This window comes from Microbulbifer maximicatervae (SeqCode) (genome assembly GCF_052468095.1).
Genome location: NZ_CP174332.1, coordinates 4,614,720 through 4,633,412 on the forward strand (window position 1 = coordinate 4,614,720; position 18,693 = coordinate 4,633,412).

14 protein-coding genes are annotated in these 18,693 nt (G+C 53.4%); 6 read left to right on the forward strand and 8 right to left on the reverse strand.

The window, feature by feature from the left end; translation table 11 throughout:
- Positions 1-19 precede the first annotated feature (19 nt).
- Entirely contained in the window at positions 20-1,129 is a 1,110-nt protein-coding gene (gene serB, locus ACJJIL_RS20560; protein ID WP_444934735.1) for a phosphoserine phosphatase SerB, read from the forward strand.
- 426 nt (positions 1,130-1,555) lie between these two features.
- On the opposite strand, the gene ACJJIL_RS20565 is transcribed toward serB, so the two are convergent.
- Entirely contained in the window at positions 1,556-3,499 is a 1,944-nt protein-coding gene (locus ACJJIL_RS20565; protein WP_445360651.1) for a M1 family metallopeptidase, read from the reverse strand.
- 311 nt (positions 3,500-3,810) lie between these two features.
- On the opposite strand from ACJJIL_RS20565, the gene ACJJIL_RS20570 reads away from it, so the two are divergent.
- Positions 3,811-5,472 carry an alkaline phosphatase D family protein gene (locus ACJJIL_RS20570; protein WP_445360652.1) on the forward strand — a complete coding sequence of 554 codons (1,662 nt, stop codon included), beginning with the start codon at positions 3,811-3,813 and terminating at the stop codon, positions 5,470-5,472.
- A 69-nt stretch (positions 5,473-5,541) separates the two neighbouring features.
- Here ACJJIL_RS20570 and ACJJIL_RS20575 read toward each other — a convergent pair whose 3' ends face one another.
- Positions 5,542-7,629: a GGDEF/EAL domain-containing response regulator gene (locus ACJJIL_RS20575; RefSeq protein WP_282934550.1), complete on the reverse strand. Its 2,088-nt coding sequence runs from the start codon at positions 7,627-7,629 to the stop codon at positions 5,542-5,544.
- Positions 7,630-8,009: 380 nt separating this feature from the next.
- Positions 8,010-9,050, reverse strand: a complete 1,041-nt coding sequence (epmB, locus tag ACJJIL_RS20580; protein ID WP_444906574.1) for an EF-P beta-lysylation protein EpmB — start codon at positions 9,048-9,050, stop codon at positions 8,010-8,012.
- 1,017 nt (positions 9,051-10,067) lie between these two features.
- Here epmB and ACJJIL_RS20585 point away from each other — a divergent pair.
- The 4 genes from ACJJIL_RS20585 (at position 10,068) to epmA (ending at position 13,667) form a co-directional block, all read left to right on the forward strand.
- Positions 10,068-10,778 carry an iron-containing redox enzyme family protein gene (locus ACJJIL_RS20585; RefSeq protein WP_444926508.1) on the forward strand — a complete coding sequence of 237 codons (711 nt, stop codon included), beginning with the start codon at positions 10,068-10,070 and terminating at the stop codon, positions 10,776-10,778.
- A gap of 202 nt (positions 10,779-10,980) precedes the next feature.
- Positions 10,981-11,775 carry an aldolase gene (locus tag ACJJIL_RS20590; protein ID WP_444911975.1) on the forward strand — a complete coding sequence of 265 codons (795 nt, stop codon included), beginning with the start codon at positions 10,981-10,983 and terminating at the stop codon, positions 11,773-11,775.
- Positions 11,776-12,088: 313 nt separating this feature from the next.
- On the forward strand, positions 12,089-12,661 hold the full coding sequence (efp, locus tag ACJJIL_RS20595) for an elongation factor P (RefSeq protein ID WP_108731510.1): 573 nt from the start codon (positions 12,089-12,091) through the stop codon (positions 12,659-12,661).
- Between the two features lie 52 nt (positions 12,662-12,713).
- Positions 12,714-13,667: an EF-P lysine aminoacylase EpmA gene (epmA, locus tag ACJJIL_RS20600; RefSeq protein WP_445360653.1), complete on the forward strand. Its 954-nt coding sequence runs from the start codon at positions 12,714-12,716 to the stop codon at positions 13,665-13,667.
- Here epmA and ACJJIL_RS20605 read toward each other — a convergent pair.
- The 5 genes from ACJJIL_RS20605 to ACJJIL_RS20625 form a co-directional block, all read right to left on the reverse strand.
- Positions 13,654-14,466 (reverse strand): GNAT family N-acetyltransferase, encoded by an 813-nt coding sequence (locus tag ACJJIL_RS20605; protein WP_445360654.1) that lies wholly within the window; start codon positions 14,464-14,466, stop codon positions 13,654-13,656. The genes epmA and ACJJIL_RS20605 overlap by 14 nt on opposite strands.
- Before the next feature lie 92 nt (positions 14,467-14,558).
- A complete protein-coding gene (cysE, locus tag ACJJIL_RS20610) occupies positions 14,559-15,386 on the reverse strand; it encodes a serine O-acetyltransferase (RefSeq protein ID WP_413664156.1) in 828 nt (275 codons plus the stop codon).
- A gap of 1 nt (position 15,387) precedes the next feature.
- On the reverse strand, positions 15,388-16,374 hold the full coding sequence (locus tag ACJJIL_RS20615; RefSeq protein WP_444918853.1) for an SrkA family protein kinase: 987 nt from the start codon (positions 16,372-16,374) through the stop codon (positions 15,388-15,390).
- Between the two features lie 159 nt (positions 16,375-16,533).
- On the reverse strand, positions 16,534-17,004 hold the full coding sequence (locus ACJJIL_RS20620) for an ankyrin repeat domain-containing protein (RefSeq protein WP_445360655.1): 471 nt from the start codon (positions 17,002-17,004) through the stop codon (positions 16,534-16,536).
- A 56-nt stretch (positions 17,005-17,060) separates the two neighbouring features.
- Positions 17,061-18,560 carry a catalase gene (locus ACJJIL_RS20625; RefSeq protein ID WP_444918851.1) on the reverse strand — a complete coding sequence of 500 codons (1,500 nt, stop codon included), beginning with the start codon at positions 18,558-18,560 and terminating at the stop codon, positions 17,061-17,063.
- Between the last annotated feature and the right edge of the window lie 133 nt (positions 18,561-18,693).

The window sequence follows — 18,693 nt, forward strand, 5'->3', positions numbered from 1 at the left end:
TTCAATCGGGACAGAGCTTATGGGTGATCAAATAAATTCACAGGAATTCCACCTCTCCCTGAAACAGATTTCCCAGGCTTCAGGAAGTGGCACCCTGCGCTACCTGAGCTATCGAGATCAAGTCGCCAAGCTCGGCCTGGAGTATTCCGGTGTAGCCCCTTTTCCCGGTGAGGCTACGGACTTTACCCCGCCCCCCGAAGAACCGAGTGCACTTGAAGCCATTTGGTGTATCACCCTGCTGAGCCCCTCTGCCTCCCTATCCCAACTCCAATACCTTCTGCGATTTTTTGATGAACAACAGTGGAGCCTATTCACCGCTGATACTTTGGCACAAAGACACGATCGCACCGTTATCCGCTTCCAAATTGATGGCGACCTCGATTTTGACAGCGCGCGCCTGGCCTGCCTTGGAGTGGCCGATGAGTTGGGAGTAGACCTAACAATCCAGGCTTCTGTTACCCAGAGGGTGCCAAAGCTGGCGGGCTTTGATATGGATTCAACCCTGATTGATGCTGAAGTCATTGACGAGCTGGCAAAAATTACTGGTATCGGTGATCAGGTTGCCGCTATCACCCAATCTGCCATGGCCGGGGACATAGACTTCTGCGAGAGTTTTAAACGGCGAATGGCCCTGCTAAAAGGTTTTTCCGAGCAGCGTTTGGCAGAAATTGCCCGGGAATTGCCGTTAAAAGAAGGGGCCTATGATTTGCTGGCGGCCTTGCGCGCGCTGGGCTGTAAAACGGCACTGCTTTCCGGCGGCTTTACCTACTTCGCGAAATTCCTGCAGCGAGAGCGCCTGCCCCTGGATTATATCCATGCCAATGAACTGACATTTTCCGAAGGGGCCCTCACCGGCGAAGTGGTGGAGCCCATTATTGATGGCGATCGCAAACGCAAGTTACTGCAGGAAATTGCCGGAAGCTTAGGTTTGGCGCTGGAAAGTGTGGTCGCTATGGGTGACGGCGCCAACGATATTCCCATGTTGAATTTAGGGGAACTGGGTATCGCCATTCACCCCAAGCCCAAGGTGAGGCTACAGGCCCCCCAGGCCATCAATCTGTTTGGCCTGGACGCCGCCCTCTACTTATTTGGTCTCAATGACCAACAAATTGCCAAGCTCGGGGTATAACCCGGCTTAGCTCTTAAAGCATCGCGTGAGGAAAAGGGAAACTCGGCCGCTTATTGTGATCCGTGCAAGCACTGGGCCCGGGTTTCTGCCCACAACTGGCAAGAAAAAGCCCCAGGACGACTATTAGTAAAGCCCGTTTATACATAGGTGCCTCCCTTCCTGAGTAAAATCTCTGGGCAGCAGAGTACGCAAAGGCAATCCATTTGAACAGCCGTTTAATGATTTTTATGCCAGAAATCTGGCGTATTAATCACGCTATCGTACCAGTTGACTTAGCTATAAAAACAAACTGAAAGAATGCCCATAAAAAATATTTTGTGGAGCAAACTTTAGCATTAGCCAAAGTGGAAGGGAAAAAAAAGGGGAGAGTTGCCGCAACTCTCATATTGACCTATGGGAATTGCGACAACTGGGAAAAGAGAGCGATTAACTCTCTTTTTTACCGTAAATAACCAGGCTATTTACTTTTACCGTCAGCGGGTGATAACCCACCTTGGCGCGCTCAAAAATGCGTGCAGCCACGTCTTTTTTACCAGTCTCAACCATATTGCGATATAGCGGGCGCAGGAACTTGTTGCGGCCGATACTGGTGAGGAAATTCTCAAGGCGCTCGAAGGCCGGCTCGTAGTCGTTGCGCACTGCGATCATCAGCCAGCTGAAAGCCACCTCGTTATTGCGGGATTCGGTCAGGCCAAAGGCGCCGTCCAATTCCTTCAACTGCGCTTCCGTCAGTTTCTCCGGCATACCATCGAGGAAGTACTTCCACTGGTGGAAAGTCCAGCCTTTGGTATCGACATCCTTCGCCACCAGTTTGCCGTCCAGCCACTGTTGACGTACTGGATCCAATTTAGTGAAGGCATCGGACTTCGGATGCGGCGCACCTTCGGGAATACCCGGATCGAAGATCCACTGAAGGATACGATCGCGGTCCAGCTTGTCGGCGTGCTCAACCAACAGGGTTTTGTCGAGATACTTGACGAAGTCCTCGGTGGTGATGCTCTGGAAGGAGAAGTGGTTGAAGTACTCCATCAGAAAGCGGTCAAACGCTTCGCGACCTACTTTCTGCTCCAGCTCATACAGGAATAGGGAGCCTTTCTCGTAGGGAATATTGGAGAAGACTTCATCGGGGTCACGTCCGCGTAGGTCGATCGCCATAATCTCATCGCGGGGCTCTTTATCAGCCAGATCCGCTTGCAGGTCGTCATAGCCCAGGGCCATTTCCATCTGGTAGCGCTCATCACCGTAGACGAACTGCATAATGCGGTTAGTCAGGTAGGTAGTGAAACCTTCATTCAGCCAAAGGTCGCGCCAGCTGGCATTGGTCACCAGGTTGCCGGACCAGGAGTGGGCCAGTTCGTGGGCAATCAGGGCTACCAGGCTCTTATCGCCGGCGATCACCGTCGGAGTGATAAAGCTAAGGCGCGGGTTTTCCATACCACCGAAGGGGAAGCTGGGAGGCAGAATTAGCAGGTCATAACGATCCCAGTGGTAGGGGCCATAAGCCTTTTCAGTCACTTCCAGCATGGATTCGGTATCGGCAAACTCCGCCGCTGCAGATTCCAGCATGGAAGGCTCGGCATAGACACCAGTGCGCTCGCCCATGGGCTTGAACTTCAGGTCACCAACCGCCAGGGCAATCAGGTAGGAGGGAATGCGCTGGGGCATTTCAAACTCGTAGACGCCATCTTTGGCCGCCTGCGGGTCATTGTTCGCACTCATGACTGCGCGCAGTTCTTTCGGAGTGCGTACAGTGGCGTTGTAAGTGATGCGAACTTTCGGGGAGTCCTGCAGTGGAATAAAGCTGCGCGCGTGAATCGCCTGGGCCTGGGTAAACAGGAACGGATGCTTTTTACCCGCAGTCTGCTGGGGCTCCAGCCACTGAACGCCGGAGGCGCCCGGCGCTGTACGGTAGCGGATAGTAATGCTATCGGCATCTTCCGGCAGCTCAATGTTCAGCGGAGTACCCAGGTGACTGTCTTTCTCGCCCATGGAGAATTTTACTGGCGCGCCATTAGCGGATACAGAAACCACTTCCAGTTCGCGGGTATCCAGTACCATCGGCAGGTTCTTGTCGTTGAGACGCTTGAAGTCCAACTTGGCTTCACCTTCAAGAACCTTGCGGGAGAAGTCGACAGTCAGGTCCAGATCCAGGTGCTGAACCTGGTAATCATTGCTGTTGGCAAAAGAGTGGTAATCCACTCCGGACTGGGGCGCTTTTTCAACACCCGGCTTCTTCTCGATCACAGCGGACGCCTTCATCGGCGCGCTCGCACTGTCTAATTCGGCCTTGGAAGGCTCCGACTTGGAACAGCCACCGGCAACGGCAAGGCCGCCAACGATCAGACTGGTACACAGTAAACGGGGCAACATGGGTCTACTCCCTGAGTTCAGCTTTTCAATTTGCGCCACAGGATACCTGACAGAGCGCAGATGAGAAACGACAGGGGACTCTGCACTCGCCGTAAGGGGGCACACCGATTACCCGCTCGAGCCACGGGTACCGACGGTCATGCCGCGTTTTGCCAATAAACCAGATTAATGTCTCAGTTTCCTCGCCTTAGGACGAATTTCATGACTAATAGCAGCAAGGGAAGAAAAATACTGACCGTGAATTAATACATCGTTCACTTTCAAGATTCAGACTGCGGTTCTTTTATAACAAGCACTATAAGGAGAACCCCATGTCTCTGTCCCGGAGGCGGTTTTTACAATTTTCCGGCGCAAGCCTGGCGGCCCTGCCCCTACTGAAAGCCTACGGTTCCGGCCAGGAGCCCTTCCAGCACGGCGTAGCCAGCGGTGACCCCCTGGCAGATCGCGTAATTCTCTGGACTCGTATCACTCCGTCTGCAGATCCAGAATTCCAGTCCATGGTGCCCTACACCTGGCAGGTCGCTCTGGACCCGGAAATGGCCATGGTGGTCAATAGCGGCAGCGGTATTACCGGGCCCGATGTGGACTACACCATCAAAGTGGATGCCAGCGGTCTGCAACCCGGCACCAGTTACTATTACCGCTTCTACTCTAACGGTATCGACTCGCCCATAGGCCGCACCCGCACACTGCCCATCGGCCATGTGGATAAGCTGCGCTTTGCGGTGACCAGCTGCTCCAACTATCCCATGGGTTATTTCAATGTTTACCGGGAAATTGCCCTGCGTGCAGACCTGGATGTGGTGCTGCACCTGGGGGATTACATTTACGAGTACGGACCCGGTGGCTACGGTACCGGCACGGGCCTGGGGCGAGAGCCAATCCCCGCCAAGGAAATGGTGGATATCCAGGATTACCGCCTGCGCTACGCCCAATACCGCTCCGACCCGGATTTACAGGAAGTACACCGCCAACACCCGTTTATCTGTGTCTGGGACGACCATGAAACCACTAACAACGCATGGGCTGGCGGTGCTGAGAACCACAATGTCCAAGATGGCGAGGGCGACTGGTTTGTACGCCGCTCGGTAGCCAACCAGGCCTACTTCGAGTGGATGCCCATCCGCGATAACGGCATCTTTGATCTATTTGGTGACAGGGCCATCTACCGCAGCTTCCGCTTCGGCAATCTGATGGACCTGATGATGCTGGATACCCGCATCGCCGCGCGCTCCGAGCAGGCCAACTGGTTCGATCAGCAGACCGCCGACGACCCGGAGCGCAGCATCCTCGGTACCCAGCAGGAACAATGGCTGCACAGTAGCCTGACCCAGTCCCAGTCGGATGGCGTACGCTGGCGGGTATTAGGGCAACAAGTAATGATGGCGCAACTCACCCTGGCTCGGGATTTGTCTGTGAATATGGACCAGTGGGATGGTTACACCGCATCCCGCGAGCGCCTGTTCGACCACATTGCCGACAATAATATCGACAATTTTGTCGTCCTCACTGGAGATATCCACAGCTCCTGGGCCTGGGACCTGGCCAGCAATCCTTTCAGTATTTTGAAATACGGGCGCCTGACCGGGCGCGGCGCCCTCGGCGGAGAATTTGTCACCCCCGGGGTAACCTCCAGCTTCCTGGACAAATCCCACCTGACGGATGTTGCAGCGATTGCTATGGACGGGTTAATACCACACCTCAAGTGGGTGGAGATCACCCAGCGCGGTTACCTATTGATGGATGTTTCCCACTCCCGCGCCAAGGCCCACTGGTATCACGTGGATACAGTCACCAGTCAGAATTACAACGCCAGCCTGGCAAGGATTTATAAGCAGGAAGCGGGGCAGAACCATATCCAGCGTGCCTGGAGTGAAAGCACAGCTGATGAGTTGGTACCGGCACCGGCACCGCAGTACGGCGCCCTGGCGCGCAATACCATCGCCGCCCTACGCAGCCGCTACAACGTCTGATTTGCAGGCAATAAAAAACCGCACCCCTGTTAAGGCGGTGCGGTTTTTTTAAAAGCTTACAGAGAGAAATTATTCGAGACTGAAATCGAAGTTCATATCCTCCGCCGGCGCCTGCACATAGTACCCCTGAATATAATCAGTACCGGTCTGCCACAAAGTCGGCAGCATACTGGCCTGCTCAATATGGGGCACTATCACCTTGGTATCCGCCTCACCCAAGCGCTGTACCAATCCTGCCAGGGAGTCACTGCTCTCGCCTTCATCCTGGACCTCGCGCACGAAGGAGGGATCGATCTTGGCGATATCCACTTTCACATGCTCAAGAGCCTTGAACGGATTGAGCCCGGTGCCGAAATGACAGACCGAAACGCGACAACCCAATTGCTGGACCTGAGTGGTAAAGTCCCGGGCCGCGTGCAGGTTGCTGTTGATATCCTCCTGACGCAACTGGAAGATCACCGTTCCCGGCGCAACCTTGGCAGCTTTGAAGGCAACCCCCAGCCAACCGGGTAAGCTGCTGTCCACCAGTGAAGCAGTGGTGATATGCAGCATCAAAGAAATATTCTTACCCTCAGCCCTGGCGGCTGCGGCGGCCTTGATCGCGGTAATAATTACCCAGCGATCCATTTTCGCCGACAGGCCCGCATCGCCGAGTTCCTGCAGGAAGGCCAGCGGCGCCAGCTCTTCCTTATCATCGAGCATACGCACCAATACTTCGTACAGCTGCTCGCCAGTTCCCTGCAAACTGAGGATTGGCTGGTAGAGCAACTTCAGACTGCCGGCTTCCAGCGCTTGTACCACCCGTGCACGGTGGTAGGTATCGGCGTCGGCACCACCTTCAGTATCCGGCTCGTAGAGCGCAAAATTCCCACCTTTCTTCTCTTCACCCAAGGCCTGCTTGTGAGCAGATAGCGCTTGGTCCAGCACCTGTTGCGCACCGCTGGAGGCCTCACTCATCAGGGAAATACCGATAGAGGCGGTAATTTGCAGGGTTTTGCCATCTGCATCGAAGATGGTGTCGGAAATCTTCTTCAATATATCCTGCGCGCGTTGCTCGATGCTGTCCGGAGTTGTATTCGGGCTGAGCAGGCAGAAAGCATCTTCACTGTAGCGGGCCAGGGTATCGCCACTGCGTTGGCAGGACTTGAGTAATTCCGCCATGCCTTTTTGCAGGGCATCGGCACCAGCCACCCCCACAACTTTCAGTACCTCATCTTCAAAGCGATCCACTTCGATCAGCATCAGGCCGCCGGTATTGTGGGAGTCCGCTGCAGATTTGATGCTGGAATCCAATACCTGCAGGAAGTGCTGACGATTGAAAAGCCCGGTCAGCGGATCGCGGTTCTTGATATCGCTGAGCTGCGCTTCCAATTGCTCCGTATCACCCCGGCGCGAGGCAATACGCACCTGCAGACAGCGCTCATCGTCGTAGGTGGTACTGAGTACTTCTGCGCGAGTGGGCAGAGATTCGCCAGAGGCGGTCTTAGCGGTAAATTTCCACTCTTTCGCCTCCAGCTCATTGTTGTCGATAGCGCAGCTTTTGAGGAATTCACGCCCCTCTTCCTGCTCATTTTCAGCCAGCATATCAATCAGTGGCTGGTATTCGATGTCCTCGCCAGAGTCGTAACCAAAGCGCTCTGCAAGGGAGTCATTGGCGTAGACGATCAAGCCATCAGATATATAAGCGATGGCATCTTTGGAGCTATCGAGTAGCTCCTTGGCACGGTTAAGGGTCGCGTGATAGCGGCGGTCGTGTAGGCGAGCCTGACGGCGATTGGCGAGCGCCCCCAGCTCCCGCTGTATCACAAAGAGAAGGTGTTGGTCTTCATCCACCACTACGACATCGCGGGCTCCGAGCTTCAAACCTTCCACCACGGGTTGGGCACCGGTGCGCTCGGTCAGCATAATTACCGGGACATCTTTTTGCAGCTTGCTGATGGTACGCAACGCTACTGAGGGGGGCACCTGAGTACTGCTTTCAGCCGCGATCACTAAATCCCAGGTTTTATCCTGGAGCAGGCGGTTAAACACAGCCTCGCTGGCCACATGCTGTGCTCGGTTGGGACGGCCTGCGTTGTGCAGCATACTCACAAGGCGCTGGGCTTCCGACGGGGTATCGTGAATCAGGAGAAGTCGTATTGTGTCGTTGCTACTCATTATTTGCTCTATTTTTTTAATGGCGGCACACAGCTACCGCTGGCGGTAATTTTAGGGGGCGTCAAGGATGGCATACAAGGGTAGATCAAACTGGTACCTGTGATCTAAATCACACAACACCCCCTACAAAAGCTTCCACCTTTCCCATTTGCGAAACCACAGCCGCTAATCAAACTTTCCCAACCTAAGAAGCCCCTGGATACAGCGCTATAAAGCGAAATAGCAGCTGCTGAATAGGTCGACCGGCCAACTATATCTGGCACTGGCGTTATAGGGTTAGCCTAGATCAATTTGGCGATATTTATTCGCCCAACCTATCTCTCTTTATGAAAATCCCTGTCGAATACACAAAGATAACCCTTACAGCTATCAGCTGAGGTTTAGCTATGTTCAGCAACTACCGGGGATTTTGATGGGACGCCGGGGATTTCACGCACCAGTTTTGGTACCAGATAACCGGGTAACTGCTGGCGGAGGTGTTCGATTAGCTCCAGCGCTTTCGCATCAGAGACTTCAAAATGTGCGGCACCATTTACTCGATCCAGCTGATGCAAATAGTACGGAAGTACTCCTGCTGTAAAGAGGGATTCGCTCAACGCACCCAGCGCCTCGCGACTATCATTGACGCCTTTTAATAGCACCGCCTGGTTGAGCAGGGTAACCCCTGCGCTTCGCAACTTTTGCAGAGACTCCCGCACCTCACTATCAATTTCATTGGCGTGGTTGCAGTGCAACACCAGCACGGGCTTCAAGCGGGAACCGGTAAACCAGTCCAACATTTTCTGGTTTACCCGGCTGGGAGCAACTATCGGGAGGCGGCTGTGAATTCGCAGCTTATCCACATGGGGAATCTCAGCCAGCTCATCGGTGAGCCAGGCCAGTTGACGGTCACTCATAACCAAAGGATCACCGCCGCTCAGGATCACTTCGCGCAGCTCAGTGCGCGCGCGAATGTAGTCTAGAGCTGCTAGGCTCTGTCTGCGAGTTAGGTGGTTGTCACCGTAGGGGAATTCACGTCGGAAACAGTAACGACAATTGACCGCACACTGGCCCGCAGTGATCAGCAGTAGGCGCCCGTGGTATTTGTGAACAACTCCAGGCAGAGGGTTAGCTTCTGCCTCTTCAAGGGGGTCTGAACTAAATCCCGGCACTTTCTCCAACTCATCCGCACCGGGTAAAACCTGTAACAACAATGGGTCTTCGGGATCGCCGCAACGCATGCGCCGGACAAAGGGGCGCGGCACGCGCAGGGAAAAGCCAGAAGCTGCTTGCAAGGCCTTCGGGAGCTTACGCGGGTCTAGCTGTAGTAATTGAATCAACTCTGCCGGATCAGTGACCAGATCAGACAACTCATCCTGCCAGCAGCGGGATTCCTGTGTGTCGATAAGCTCTATACCGGGGGCCGATGATGACGCCATCATGGAGATACACTACAAAATAAGAGATTGTATCAGATCCCCCACTGCAATCTCCCGCCACCACTGACAGTGATACCCCACAAAGGGTGCCGTGACCAGGTAGACATGGGAATTCGCACAAACCCATCAGAGAAATGGCATCTGTTTCAGACCCTATCTAGTGAGTTAGTTGAACCCTCAAATCGATTCCCTAGGGTAATTACATAAACTGAATTTATTTTTGCAGAAACCCTATAAACATAATCAAAAAATCTTCACCAATCTTCTATGGAAAAATATCGGATAGTTGGACTGTATCTTTAAGCAACCAGAGCCTTAAGGAGCCTATGAATAATTCCGTAATGCCTCTGCGGGTCTTGAAGGCTGCAGATGTTAGGCGCAGCTCGCCGCGAATGGCCGTAGCCCTTTGCAAGAGCTGCAACGCAGCAGCTGTGGCCTTCAAGGCTCGCCCTTCGGGGCTTGCAGAGCGATTCACACTCCGCGTTGCGACTTCTTGAAAGGTCTAGACATTCCTGCGAAGCCGCGCCTTGATTGTGAACCGCTCTGCATGCCAGAGGTATCATGGAATTATTCATAGGCTCCTTAACTCTTCTTTACCTGAATTTAGGAATAGACTCATTATCGGCGAAGCAAGTATTCACTCTACCTACCAATAAAAACCCCTACCCCACAAAACACTCCGCTGCAATAAAGAAAACCTACACAGTCGACATTTCCACAGTGAATTCAGGGAGCAAAAAACATTTTTTTTGATAAATCCAACAAGGATAAAGCAAAGCAAAAATTATTTATTAATAAAATTTTTATCACTAGAAAAAACATCTTCCAAAAACCATCAACAAATATCAAAAAATTCATAATTCCCTTATTCACAATAGGGATAATTCGGTGTTAATTTAAACGCCGGCAAAGAAAAACCATTTTGTCGACTCCGCCAAAGGCGGACACTATCAAGAAATAAATAAAACACCTAAAAGGTGTTCAAACAGTACGTTTAGAATTACAAAAAGGAATTACCCAATGGAAATGCAGCTTGAATTGCTTGAAGCCAATAAAGACCTACTGATTGAGCAAACTCGCGCACATCCTTTCTTGAAGCGTTGCCGTGAAGGCTCCATTACGCTGGACGAATTAAAAATATTTTTGGTTCAACAAGGTATTTACAGTGGATTTTTTGTTAGATATCTCTGTGCAATGATGGCAAACCTCCCGAGTAACCACGAAGTCCTGGAGCTTGCCGAAAATCTAATGGAAGAGCTGGGCCTGGAACCAGACAGCCCCAAACCCCACGCAGAAATCTATCGCGAAACCCTCGAGCATTTTGGTTTGACCCTGGAAAACGCAGAAGTTTTACCAGGCACTCAGCACCTGATCGATACCATGTTCAAAAACTGCCGGGACCTCAGGGCCAGTGCAGGATTGGGCGCCCTATGCCTGGGAGCCGAAGCCCTGGTACCCGATTTATATACAGATATTGTTGCCGGATTCCGCTCTTGCGGTGTAACCGATACAGAAATGCAATTTTTCCTGCTGCATATTGAATGTGATGACGGCCATGCAGAAACCATTCGCGATATTATGGTAGATATCGGCTCCAAGGATCCCAGCCAACTGGACATAATGCTCGAAGCCGGGCGCCACCTTGTAGAGGCTCGCTTACAATTCTTCGATTCTATTGAAACCGCCTACCACTCCACTAAACATAAAAAAGCTGAAGCTGTTACAGCTTAATGAGCAAGCACTTATCAACCCACTCACAGGTGTTGTTGGAGAAAGCACGGGCATAGGGAAATGCCACCAACATAAATTCGACAGAGATCGAATCATTTTGAGTTAGGTTTTTAAAAATTATTCTGCGATAAGAAAATAAAAAAGGAAAATTTATTAAATATCGCAGAATTAATATGACTTGCTGTGAGAATTGGAGATAACAATGGCTGAAACACTATCACTGGCAAAAAACGAACTGGTTGAACGAGCCAGTGAAGCAATGAAACAGCACCTCAGCACCCCCGAGTGGTCTCTGAGAGAAAAGCTTGCGCTGACTTGCCGAATTTTATTTAACGATGGCCACGACTCCGGCCTGGCTGGGCAAATTACCGCCCGCGCGGAAAAGCCCGGTACTTATTACACCCAACGCCTGGGCCTCGGCTTCGATGAAATTACCTCATCCAACTTATTAGAGGTCAACGAAGACCTCGAAGTACTGTCCGGAGAGGGCATGGCCAATCCGGCCAACCGCTTTCACTCCTGGATCTACCGGGCGCGCCCCGATGTGAACTGCATCGTGCATACCCACCCCATGCACGTATGTGCGCTTTCCATGCTGGAGCGCCCGCTAAAGATTTCCCATATGGACGCCTGCATGCTGTATGAGGATATTGCCTTCCTCAAAGACTGGCCGGGTGTACCCGTGGGTAACAGCGAGGGCGAGCTGATTTCCGCCGCTATTGGGGACAAGCGCGCAATCCTACTGGGACACCACGGCCTGATTATGGCCTGTCGCTCTGTAGAGGAAGCCTGTGTAATGGCGGTTCAGTGCGAGCGCGCTGCCAAACTGCAAATACTGGCTGAATCAGCCGGCACCATCCAGGATATTGATCCCGAACTGGGCCGCGAAGCCCACGACTGGATTCTCCAGGAAAAACGCACGCAAGCGACTTTTGCCTACTTTGTGCGCCGCATGCAGAGAAAAGGTTATGGCGGCGGGGACGACCCTTTAAGTTAAGTGCTTTTGTGCAATGGGCCAAGGCCCATTGCACTGCCGGCTGCCCCAATAATTGCAGCTTGGCTATAACAACCGAAGCGCCTCCCCTCCATTTCTCTCTGGCTATTCGTTCAAGCTCCCACCCTCCTGTATAATCCCGCTCCATCATGCAGGGCTGGCGGTGAAGTCTCTTTTCCCCAGCCAGACGAGTTACCTGCGGCTACCATTTGTGGCGGAAGCGGAGGGCGTTAGCCCAGCCTTGGCTGGAATCGGCTAGAAACAAAAAACTCGTTAAAAATCATATAGATAAATGACTTAAAGGGCTCTATTTGCTATGGCTAGTTACTCCACTAACGAATTCAAGGGCGGCCTCAAGGTGATGCTGGACGGCGACCCCTGCTCAATCGTGGAAAACGAATTCGTCAAACCTGGTAAGGGCCAGGCTTTCAACCGCGTGAAGCTTCGCAACCTGAAAACCGGTCGCGTATGGGAACGCACCTTCCGCTCCGGTGAAAGCCTGGAAGCTGCGGATGTGATGGATCGCGAAATGGAATACTTGTACAACGATGGCGAGTTTTACCATTTCATGGAGCCCGAGACTTTTGAGCAGCACCAAGCCAGCAGCGATGCTGTGGGCGATGCTTCAAAATGGCTCAAAGAGCAGGATATCTGCACTGTAACCCTGTACAACGGCTCTCCGCTGGCAGTTACTCCCCCCAACCACGTTATCTTGGAAATTACCGATACCGATCCGGGCCTGCGCGGAGACACCGCCCAGGGCGGCACCAAGCCGGCCACTTTGGCTACCGGCGCTGTTGTGAAGGTTCCTCTGTTCCTGGAAATCGGTGAAACCATCAAGGTAGACACCCGCACTGCCGAATACCTGGGCCGTGCCAAGGAAGACTGAGCACCTCCTCCCCCGAGCGGCCTACGGCCGCTCGTCTCCAGAGCTACCCCCCATGAGCACAGATACCTGGCGCCCCACCGCCACTATTGCAGCCCTGCGCCAACGCGCTGCGCTACTCGCTGAAATACGCACATTTTTTGCTGAGCGAAATGTTGTAGAGGCCGAAGTTCCGGTGCTATCCCAGCGCGCCACCAGCGATCCCCATATCGAGTCCATCACCACAGAGTGCCGGGGCGAAAACGCCTACCTAGCCACCAGCCCGGAATTTGGTTTAAAGCGTTTACTCGCCGCAGGACTCGGAGATTGCTATTACTTGGGCAAGGCTTTTCGCCAGGGCGAATCCGGCGGTCGACACAACCCCGAGTTCACCATGTTGGAGTGGTACCGCTGCAGTTGGGACGATCACCAACTGATGGAGGAGGTCGCCAAGCTGCTCTGCGGTATTTTGGCGACGGACCAGGTTCAGTCCCTCAGTTACCGGGAATTGTTTTTAAGGGAGCTGCAACTGGACCCCCACAGTGCCAGCGAAGCCGAGCTGATTTCCTGCGTTAAGCGGGAAATGGAATTGTCTTTTGTACCCCGTGAACGCAGTGAGTGCCTGGACCTGCTGATGAGCCACCGCCTGGAACCCACCATGGGTGAGGGCATCACCCTGCTCTACGACTTCCCCGCAGAGCAAGCGGCACTGGCAAAAGTGGTGGCGGACGAACAGGGGACGCCCGTAGCCAGGCGCTTCGAAGCCTATGTGGGTGGATTGGAACTGGCCAATGGCTATTGGGAGCTGACCGACAGCGCGGAACAGCAGCGCCGCTTTGAAAAGGATCTGGAATACCGCCGTGCTAACCAGCGCCCTGTACACCCCTTTGAAGAGCGTCTGGTTGCGGCCCTGGAGCAAGGCATGCCCGAGTGCGCCGGGGTCGCGCTGGGAGTCGACCGACTGCTGATGTTAAAAGCCGGTTACCAATCGATTGAGGAAGTTATCGCCTTCCCTTTCAGTCGGGCTTAGCGGCCGCCGGCGCCGGAGTGTATTGATAGCGGGCAACCTCGCCAACTGCAAAAAAGCCACTATCGAGCAGTAGCTGCTGACGATCCGCCGGCACTAAAGCTACAAGATTTTTATGGTGGCTACCCTGGGCAGCGGTTAGCAGATGCTTGAACAGGGCCCGACCAATCCCGCGACCCCGGTAATCCGGAAGTGTCACCAGGTCATAGAGCCCCAGTGCATCCGCTGCCGCAAACAGGCAACCGGCGGCCACCGGCACACCATCCAGCTTAGCGAGAAATAATTTCAGTCGCCCGCGTCGCTGCTCGGGGATTTCCTGCAGGCCCTGATAGAAGTGCGTCAACTGTGCCCCTTCCAGCTCCCCTGCCGCCGCTGCCTGCACCGCGCCGTAATCAGGCAAGGCCTCCTTTTTCACCGCACTAATAGTCAGCTGTTCCACTACCGGAACCTCGGCAGCGCTGAGTCGGGGTATCTCGGCGGCCATAGCTACCAGGGACTGGCGCCGCTTTAGCCCAAGCTCATCCAAAGCGTCATTGTCCAGGGGTTTGGTGGCACTGTGCCAAAGGGTGAAGGGGCTGTGCCGCTCGGCAAAATAATCCAGCGCAAAACGCTGAATAATGCGCGGTGGCATTACCATATTGGAAATCACCTGATTGAGCCCAATGGAAGGCAGGCCGCTATCACTGCGGACAATACCTGTAATTTCCTTGGTGCAATCTGGAGTTACCAGGCTCGCGCGGTAATCCGCATAAGCCTCCAAATTTCGGCAGGTAAGATTTTTAGCGCTGAGACTATATTTCATGGGTCAAAGGATAGTGCCAAGAACAGTGCCGTTGCATCATTTCCCCAGTGATCCCAGCCCCGCAGCCGGTGTTCGCTACGGGGCGACAAGCCTTACTTCTGTACTTGCGACAGGGCACACTGATCCATGGATAATGCCGGTTCAGCACAGGTGGCTGCCCCGACAACTTTTGCCGGCACTCCGGCCACTAACACCTTTGCCGGTACCGTTTTAAGAACCACGCTTCCGGAAGCAATCTGGGCGCACTCGCCAATTTCAATATTGCCCAGCACCTTGCTGCCCGCACCGATTAAAACCCCGTGGCGGATTTTCGGGTGGCGGTCCCCGCTCTCTTTGCCAGTGCCGCCCAGTGTAACGGACTGCATGATGGAAACATTGTTTTCCACTACAGCCGTTTCACCTATAACGATACCGGTCGCGTGATCCAGCAATATACCGTCACCCATACGCGCAGCCGGGTGGATATCCACACTGAATACGACAGAGACACGGTGCTGTAAGAACATAGCCAGGGAGCGGCGCTGCTGCTGCCACAGCCAGTGGGCCACACGGTGAACCTGCAAGGCGTGAAAGCCCTTAAAGTACAGGAAGGGCTCGTGCAGGGAGTGGCAGGCGGAATCCCGTAGGTAAATTGCGTTCAAATCCGCTCGCGCCGCATGCCCTATGGAAGGGTCAGCTTGTAGCGCCTCATCGATAACCTCGCGAATTAACAGCGCCGGTGCCACCGCATTGTCCAGCTTGTTGGCCAGGTGAAAGCTGAGCGCCGCCTCCAGGGAATTGTGGTTCAGGATGGTCGCGTGTAGAAAGCTGGCCAGAATCGGCTCCCGCTCTACCTGCTGCGCCACCTCTATACGAATCTTCTCCCAGATCAGATCCGCCTCAGCCTCGGTGCATGTCGCATCCATTATTGCTTTCTCCATGTTACACAGCCCCCAGGGTCAACGGGGGCTCCAGCAGCGCAGACTGCTGCTCGCGCAATGCCAGTATATGCTCTGCCCAGTAACGGGCAGTATTAAACCAGGGAAACGCCTGGGGAAAAGCCGGGTCCTGCCAGCGTCGCGCCAACCAGGCGGCGTGGTGCATCTGCCGCAGGCAGCGCAGAGGCTCCACCAGCTGCAACTGCTGGGGATCAAAACTATAGAAGGTTTCATAGCCTTCCAACACTGCATCCAGGTAAGCGGTTTGCTCTGCGCGATTGCCGGAAATCAACATCCAGATATCCTGGATCGCCGGCCCCATCAGGCAGTCGTCCAAGTCCACAAACCAGGGAGTCTCATCCCGCCACAGGAAGTTGCCACTGTGACAATCACCGTGCAAGCGCAGCATATCCCAGTCCCGCTCAAACAGCGGGGCTATCTGTTCGATAATGTGGCCCGTGACAGAAGCGTAGGCCTCGCGGTTCTCACGTGGCAGGAAATCTCCATTCAGGATAAATTCCCGGCTATCAATTGCGAATCGCTGCAAAGTGAGGGATGGGCGATAGCTGAAAGGTTTGGCGCTGCCGGCCGCATGAATGCGACCCAACATGGTCCCCACCTGCTCCAGGTGATCAAAGTTATCCAGCTCCAACTGGCGACCGCCCCGTCGGGGGAAAAGCGCAAAACGGAATCCAGCGGACTCCATCAGGGTGCGCCCATCAAACTGTATCGGTGCCACCACAGGAATTTCGGCCTCTGCCAGCTCCAGAGTGAACTGGTGCTCCTCCATTATCTGCTCATCACTCCAGCGCCCCGGGCGATAGAACTTGGCAATCAACGGCTCGGCATCCTCAATACCCACCTGATAGACGCGGTTTTCATAACTGTTTAGAGGGAAAATACGCGCATCAGAAATCAGTCCGGTAGTCTCGACACAGTCGATCACCACGTCCGGCGTGAGGGCTTCATAGGGATGATGATTCGAAGTCATAGTGGGTACCAACTGGATTGCAGCTGGCTATGCTAACGCGGTCGCGGGGGCGGGGACAAACTGAGAAATGTGCCGCAAGCTAAAGCGGCCAACTCAAGGGGATTTCACGCAGGATAGGAGCGGTGACACCATCCAATGCCAACCGCACAAAAAACTGTCTTAGTCGCCATCTGCCCGCTGTTGCTGCAATAGTCGAACCATCTGGTCACGACCAAAGACTTCGGCAAAATCCTCTGCGGAGTGGCCGGCCTTATTCACCTGTTGCGAATCGCAATCCTGCTTTAGCAGGGTTCGTGCAAGGGCAAACTCACCGCGAAAAATCGCTGCCATCAGCGCAGTATTGCCACGGCGATCCTGGGCACAGGCATCTGCACCTCTCTGCAACAGGTAATCCACAGCTTCCCCGTTGCCGTTGTAAGTGGCAATCATCAGTGCGGTGTAACCTTTCGGGTTGCGGACATCCAGGGGAAAACCCGCTTGCGAAAATTCACGCAGCACCTCGGTATCGCCAATCCTGGCTGCAGCAAAATAATACTGGGAGAGTTCGGTAAAATCAGATTCCGTTTTTTCCGGCTTCCCTGCCTGAACCCCCAGGGTGAGAAAGAGTAGTGCGAATAAAAATGATCTCATAATTTCACCTGTATAAATTTAGCGGGCGACAGAGGTCGCCCGCACTTGGGTAAAAATTACCGGGCCAGTTTTTTCACGCGATCCAGATTTCCACCAACTGCTTTGGTTAAGCGCTGTCCGTAGTCCTTGTCCGCTTGGTAGAAGTGACTCAGCATAATGTGCTTAGTGTTTTCATCACTCACTTTACCCAGATCACCAGCGAGGTTTTCAATCAGATTCTGACGCTCTTCAGAACTCAGGCTGCGGTAGAAAGCACCCGCCTGGGCAAAAGGCAGTTTCTTTTCAATGGCCTTTTGCTGGGTGCTGCCATTCAATGCCTTGTTGCTATAAAGACCTTTGGGGTCCTCGGTGCGCGCATCGATACGGCTCGGCTGATAGTTCACATCTGAAGTCTGTTGGCCGTAATTACCCGCCCCATCCTGGTTCCAGTTACTTACTGCAACACGGGGACGGTTGATAGGCAATTGCTGGTGGTTGGCTCCCAGACGATACATTTGCGTATCGGAGTATGAGAACACGCGACCCTGTAACAAGCGGTCTTCCGAAGGCTCAATACCCGGCACAATATTGGCTGGCGCAAATGCGGATTGCTCAGTTTCCTGGAAGAAATTTGTGGGCACACGATTGAGTGTCATGGTGCCAACTTTGGTTTCCTTCACGTCCAACCACATTTTGGTGGCGTCCAGGGGGTTGTAATTGAAGCTGCTCAGCTGTGAGGGCTTCAGTACTTTAATAAACAGATCCCACTGCGGATATTCGCCTTTTTCAATCGCGGCATACATATCGCGAGTTGCGTGGCTGAAGTCCTTGCTCTGAATTTCTGCTGCCTCTTCCGCAGTCAGGTTCTTAATGCCCTGGCGAGTTTTCCAGTGGAATTTCACATAGTTCACTTCACCCTTGTCATTGATAAATTTATAGGCGTGAACACCCCAGCCATCCATCTGGCGCAGGTTAGCCGGTGTACCGTAATCGGAATAGACCCAGCTCAGCATATGGGTGGATTCCGGCACATGGCTAAAGAAATCAAAGAAACGGTTGGGGTCCTGTTGATTAGTCACCGGGGAGGGCTTTAGGGAGTGAACCATATCCGGGAATTTAATCGCGTCGCGGATAAAAAATACCGGCAGGTTGTTACCCACTAAATCCCAGTTGCCTTCTTCCGTATAAAACTTGGTGGCAAATCCACGGGGATCGCGCAGAGTTTCCGGGGAACCTTTTGAGTGGATTACTGTTGAAAAACGCACAAACACTGGCGTTTTACTGCCGCGCTCAAACACCGCTGCGCGGGTTAAATCACTGAGGTCAGCCGTCGCAACAAATTCACCGTGAACACCAGTTCCACGAGCATGAACTACACGCTCAGGAATACGTTCACGGGCAAAACGCTGCAATTTTTGAATCAGTTGAACATCTTGCAGCAAATTACCGCCATTTTCTCCGGCGGTTTGTGCGTTTTGGTTGTCTCCGACAGGGGCGCCATTATCGCGAGTCAATGTCTCTGCATTGGCACCGCCTATCAGACCGATAGTTAATGCAAATAAGGGTAAGTATTTCATGGGATTATTTATCTCTACTGCCATCTCTATTACAGGAGTAGAGCTTATAGGGGAGAACAATAAGCGGGAAATTAGACCTTGTTATCGCTCTTATAGCAGGGATCAATAACGGTGAGTCAGAAAGAGCAATTCA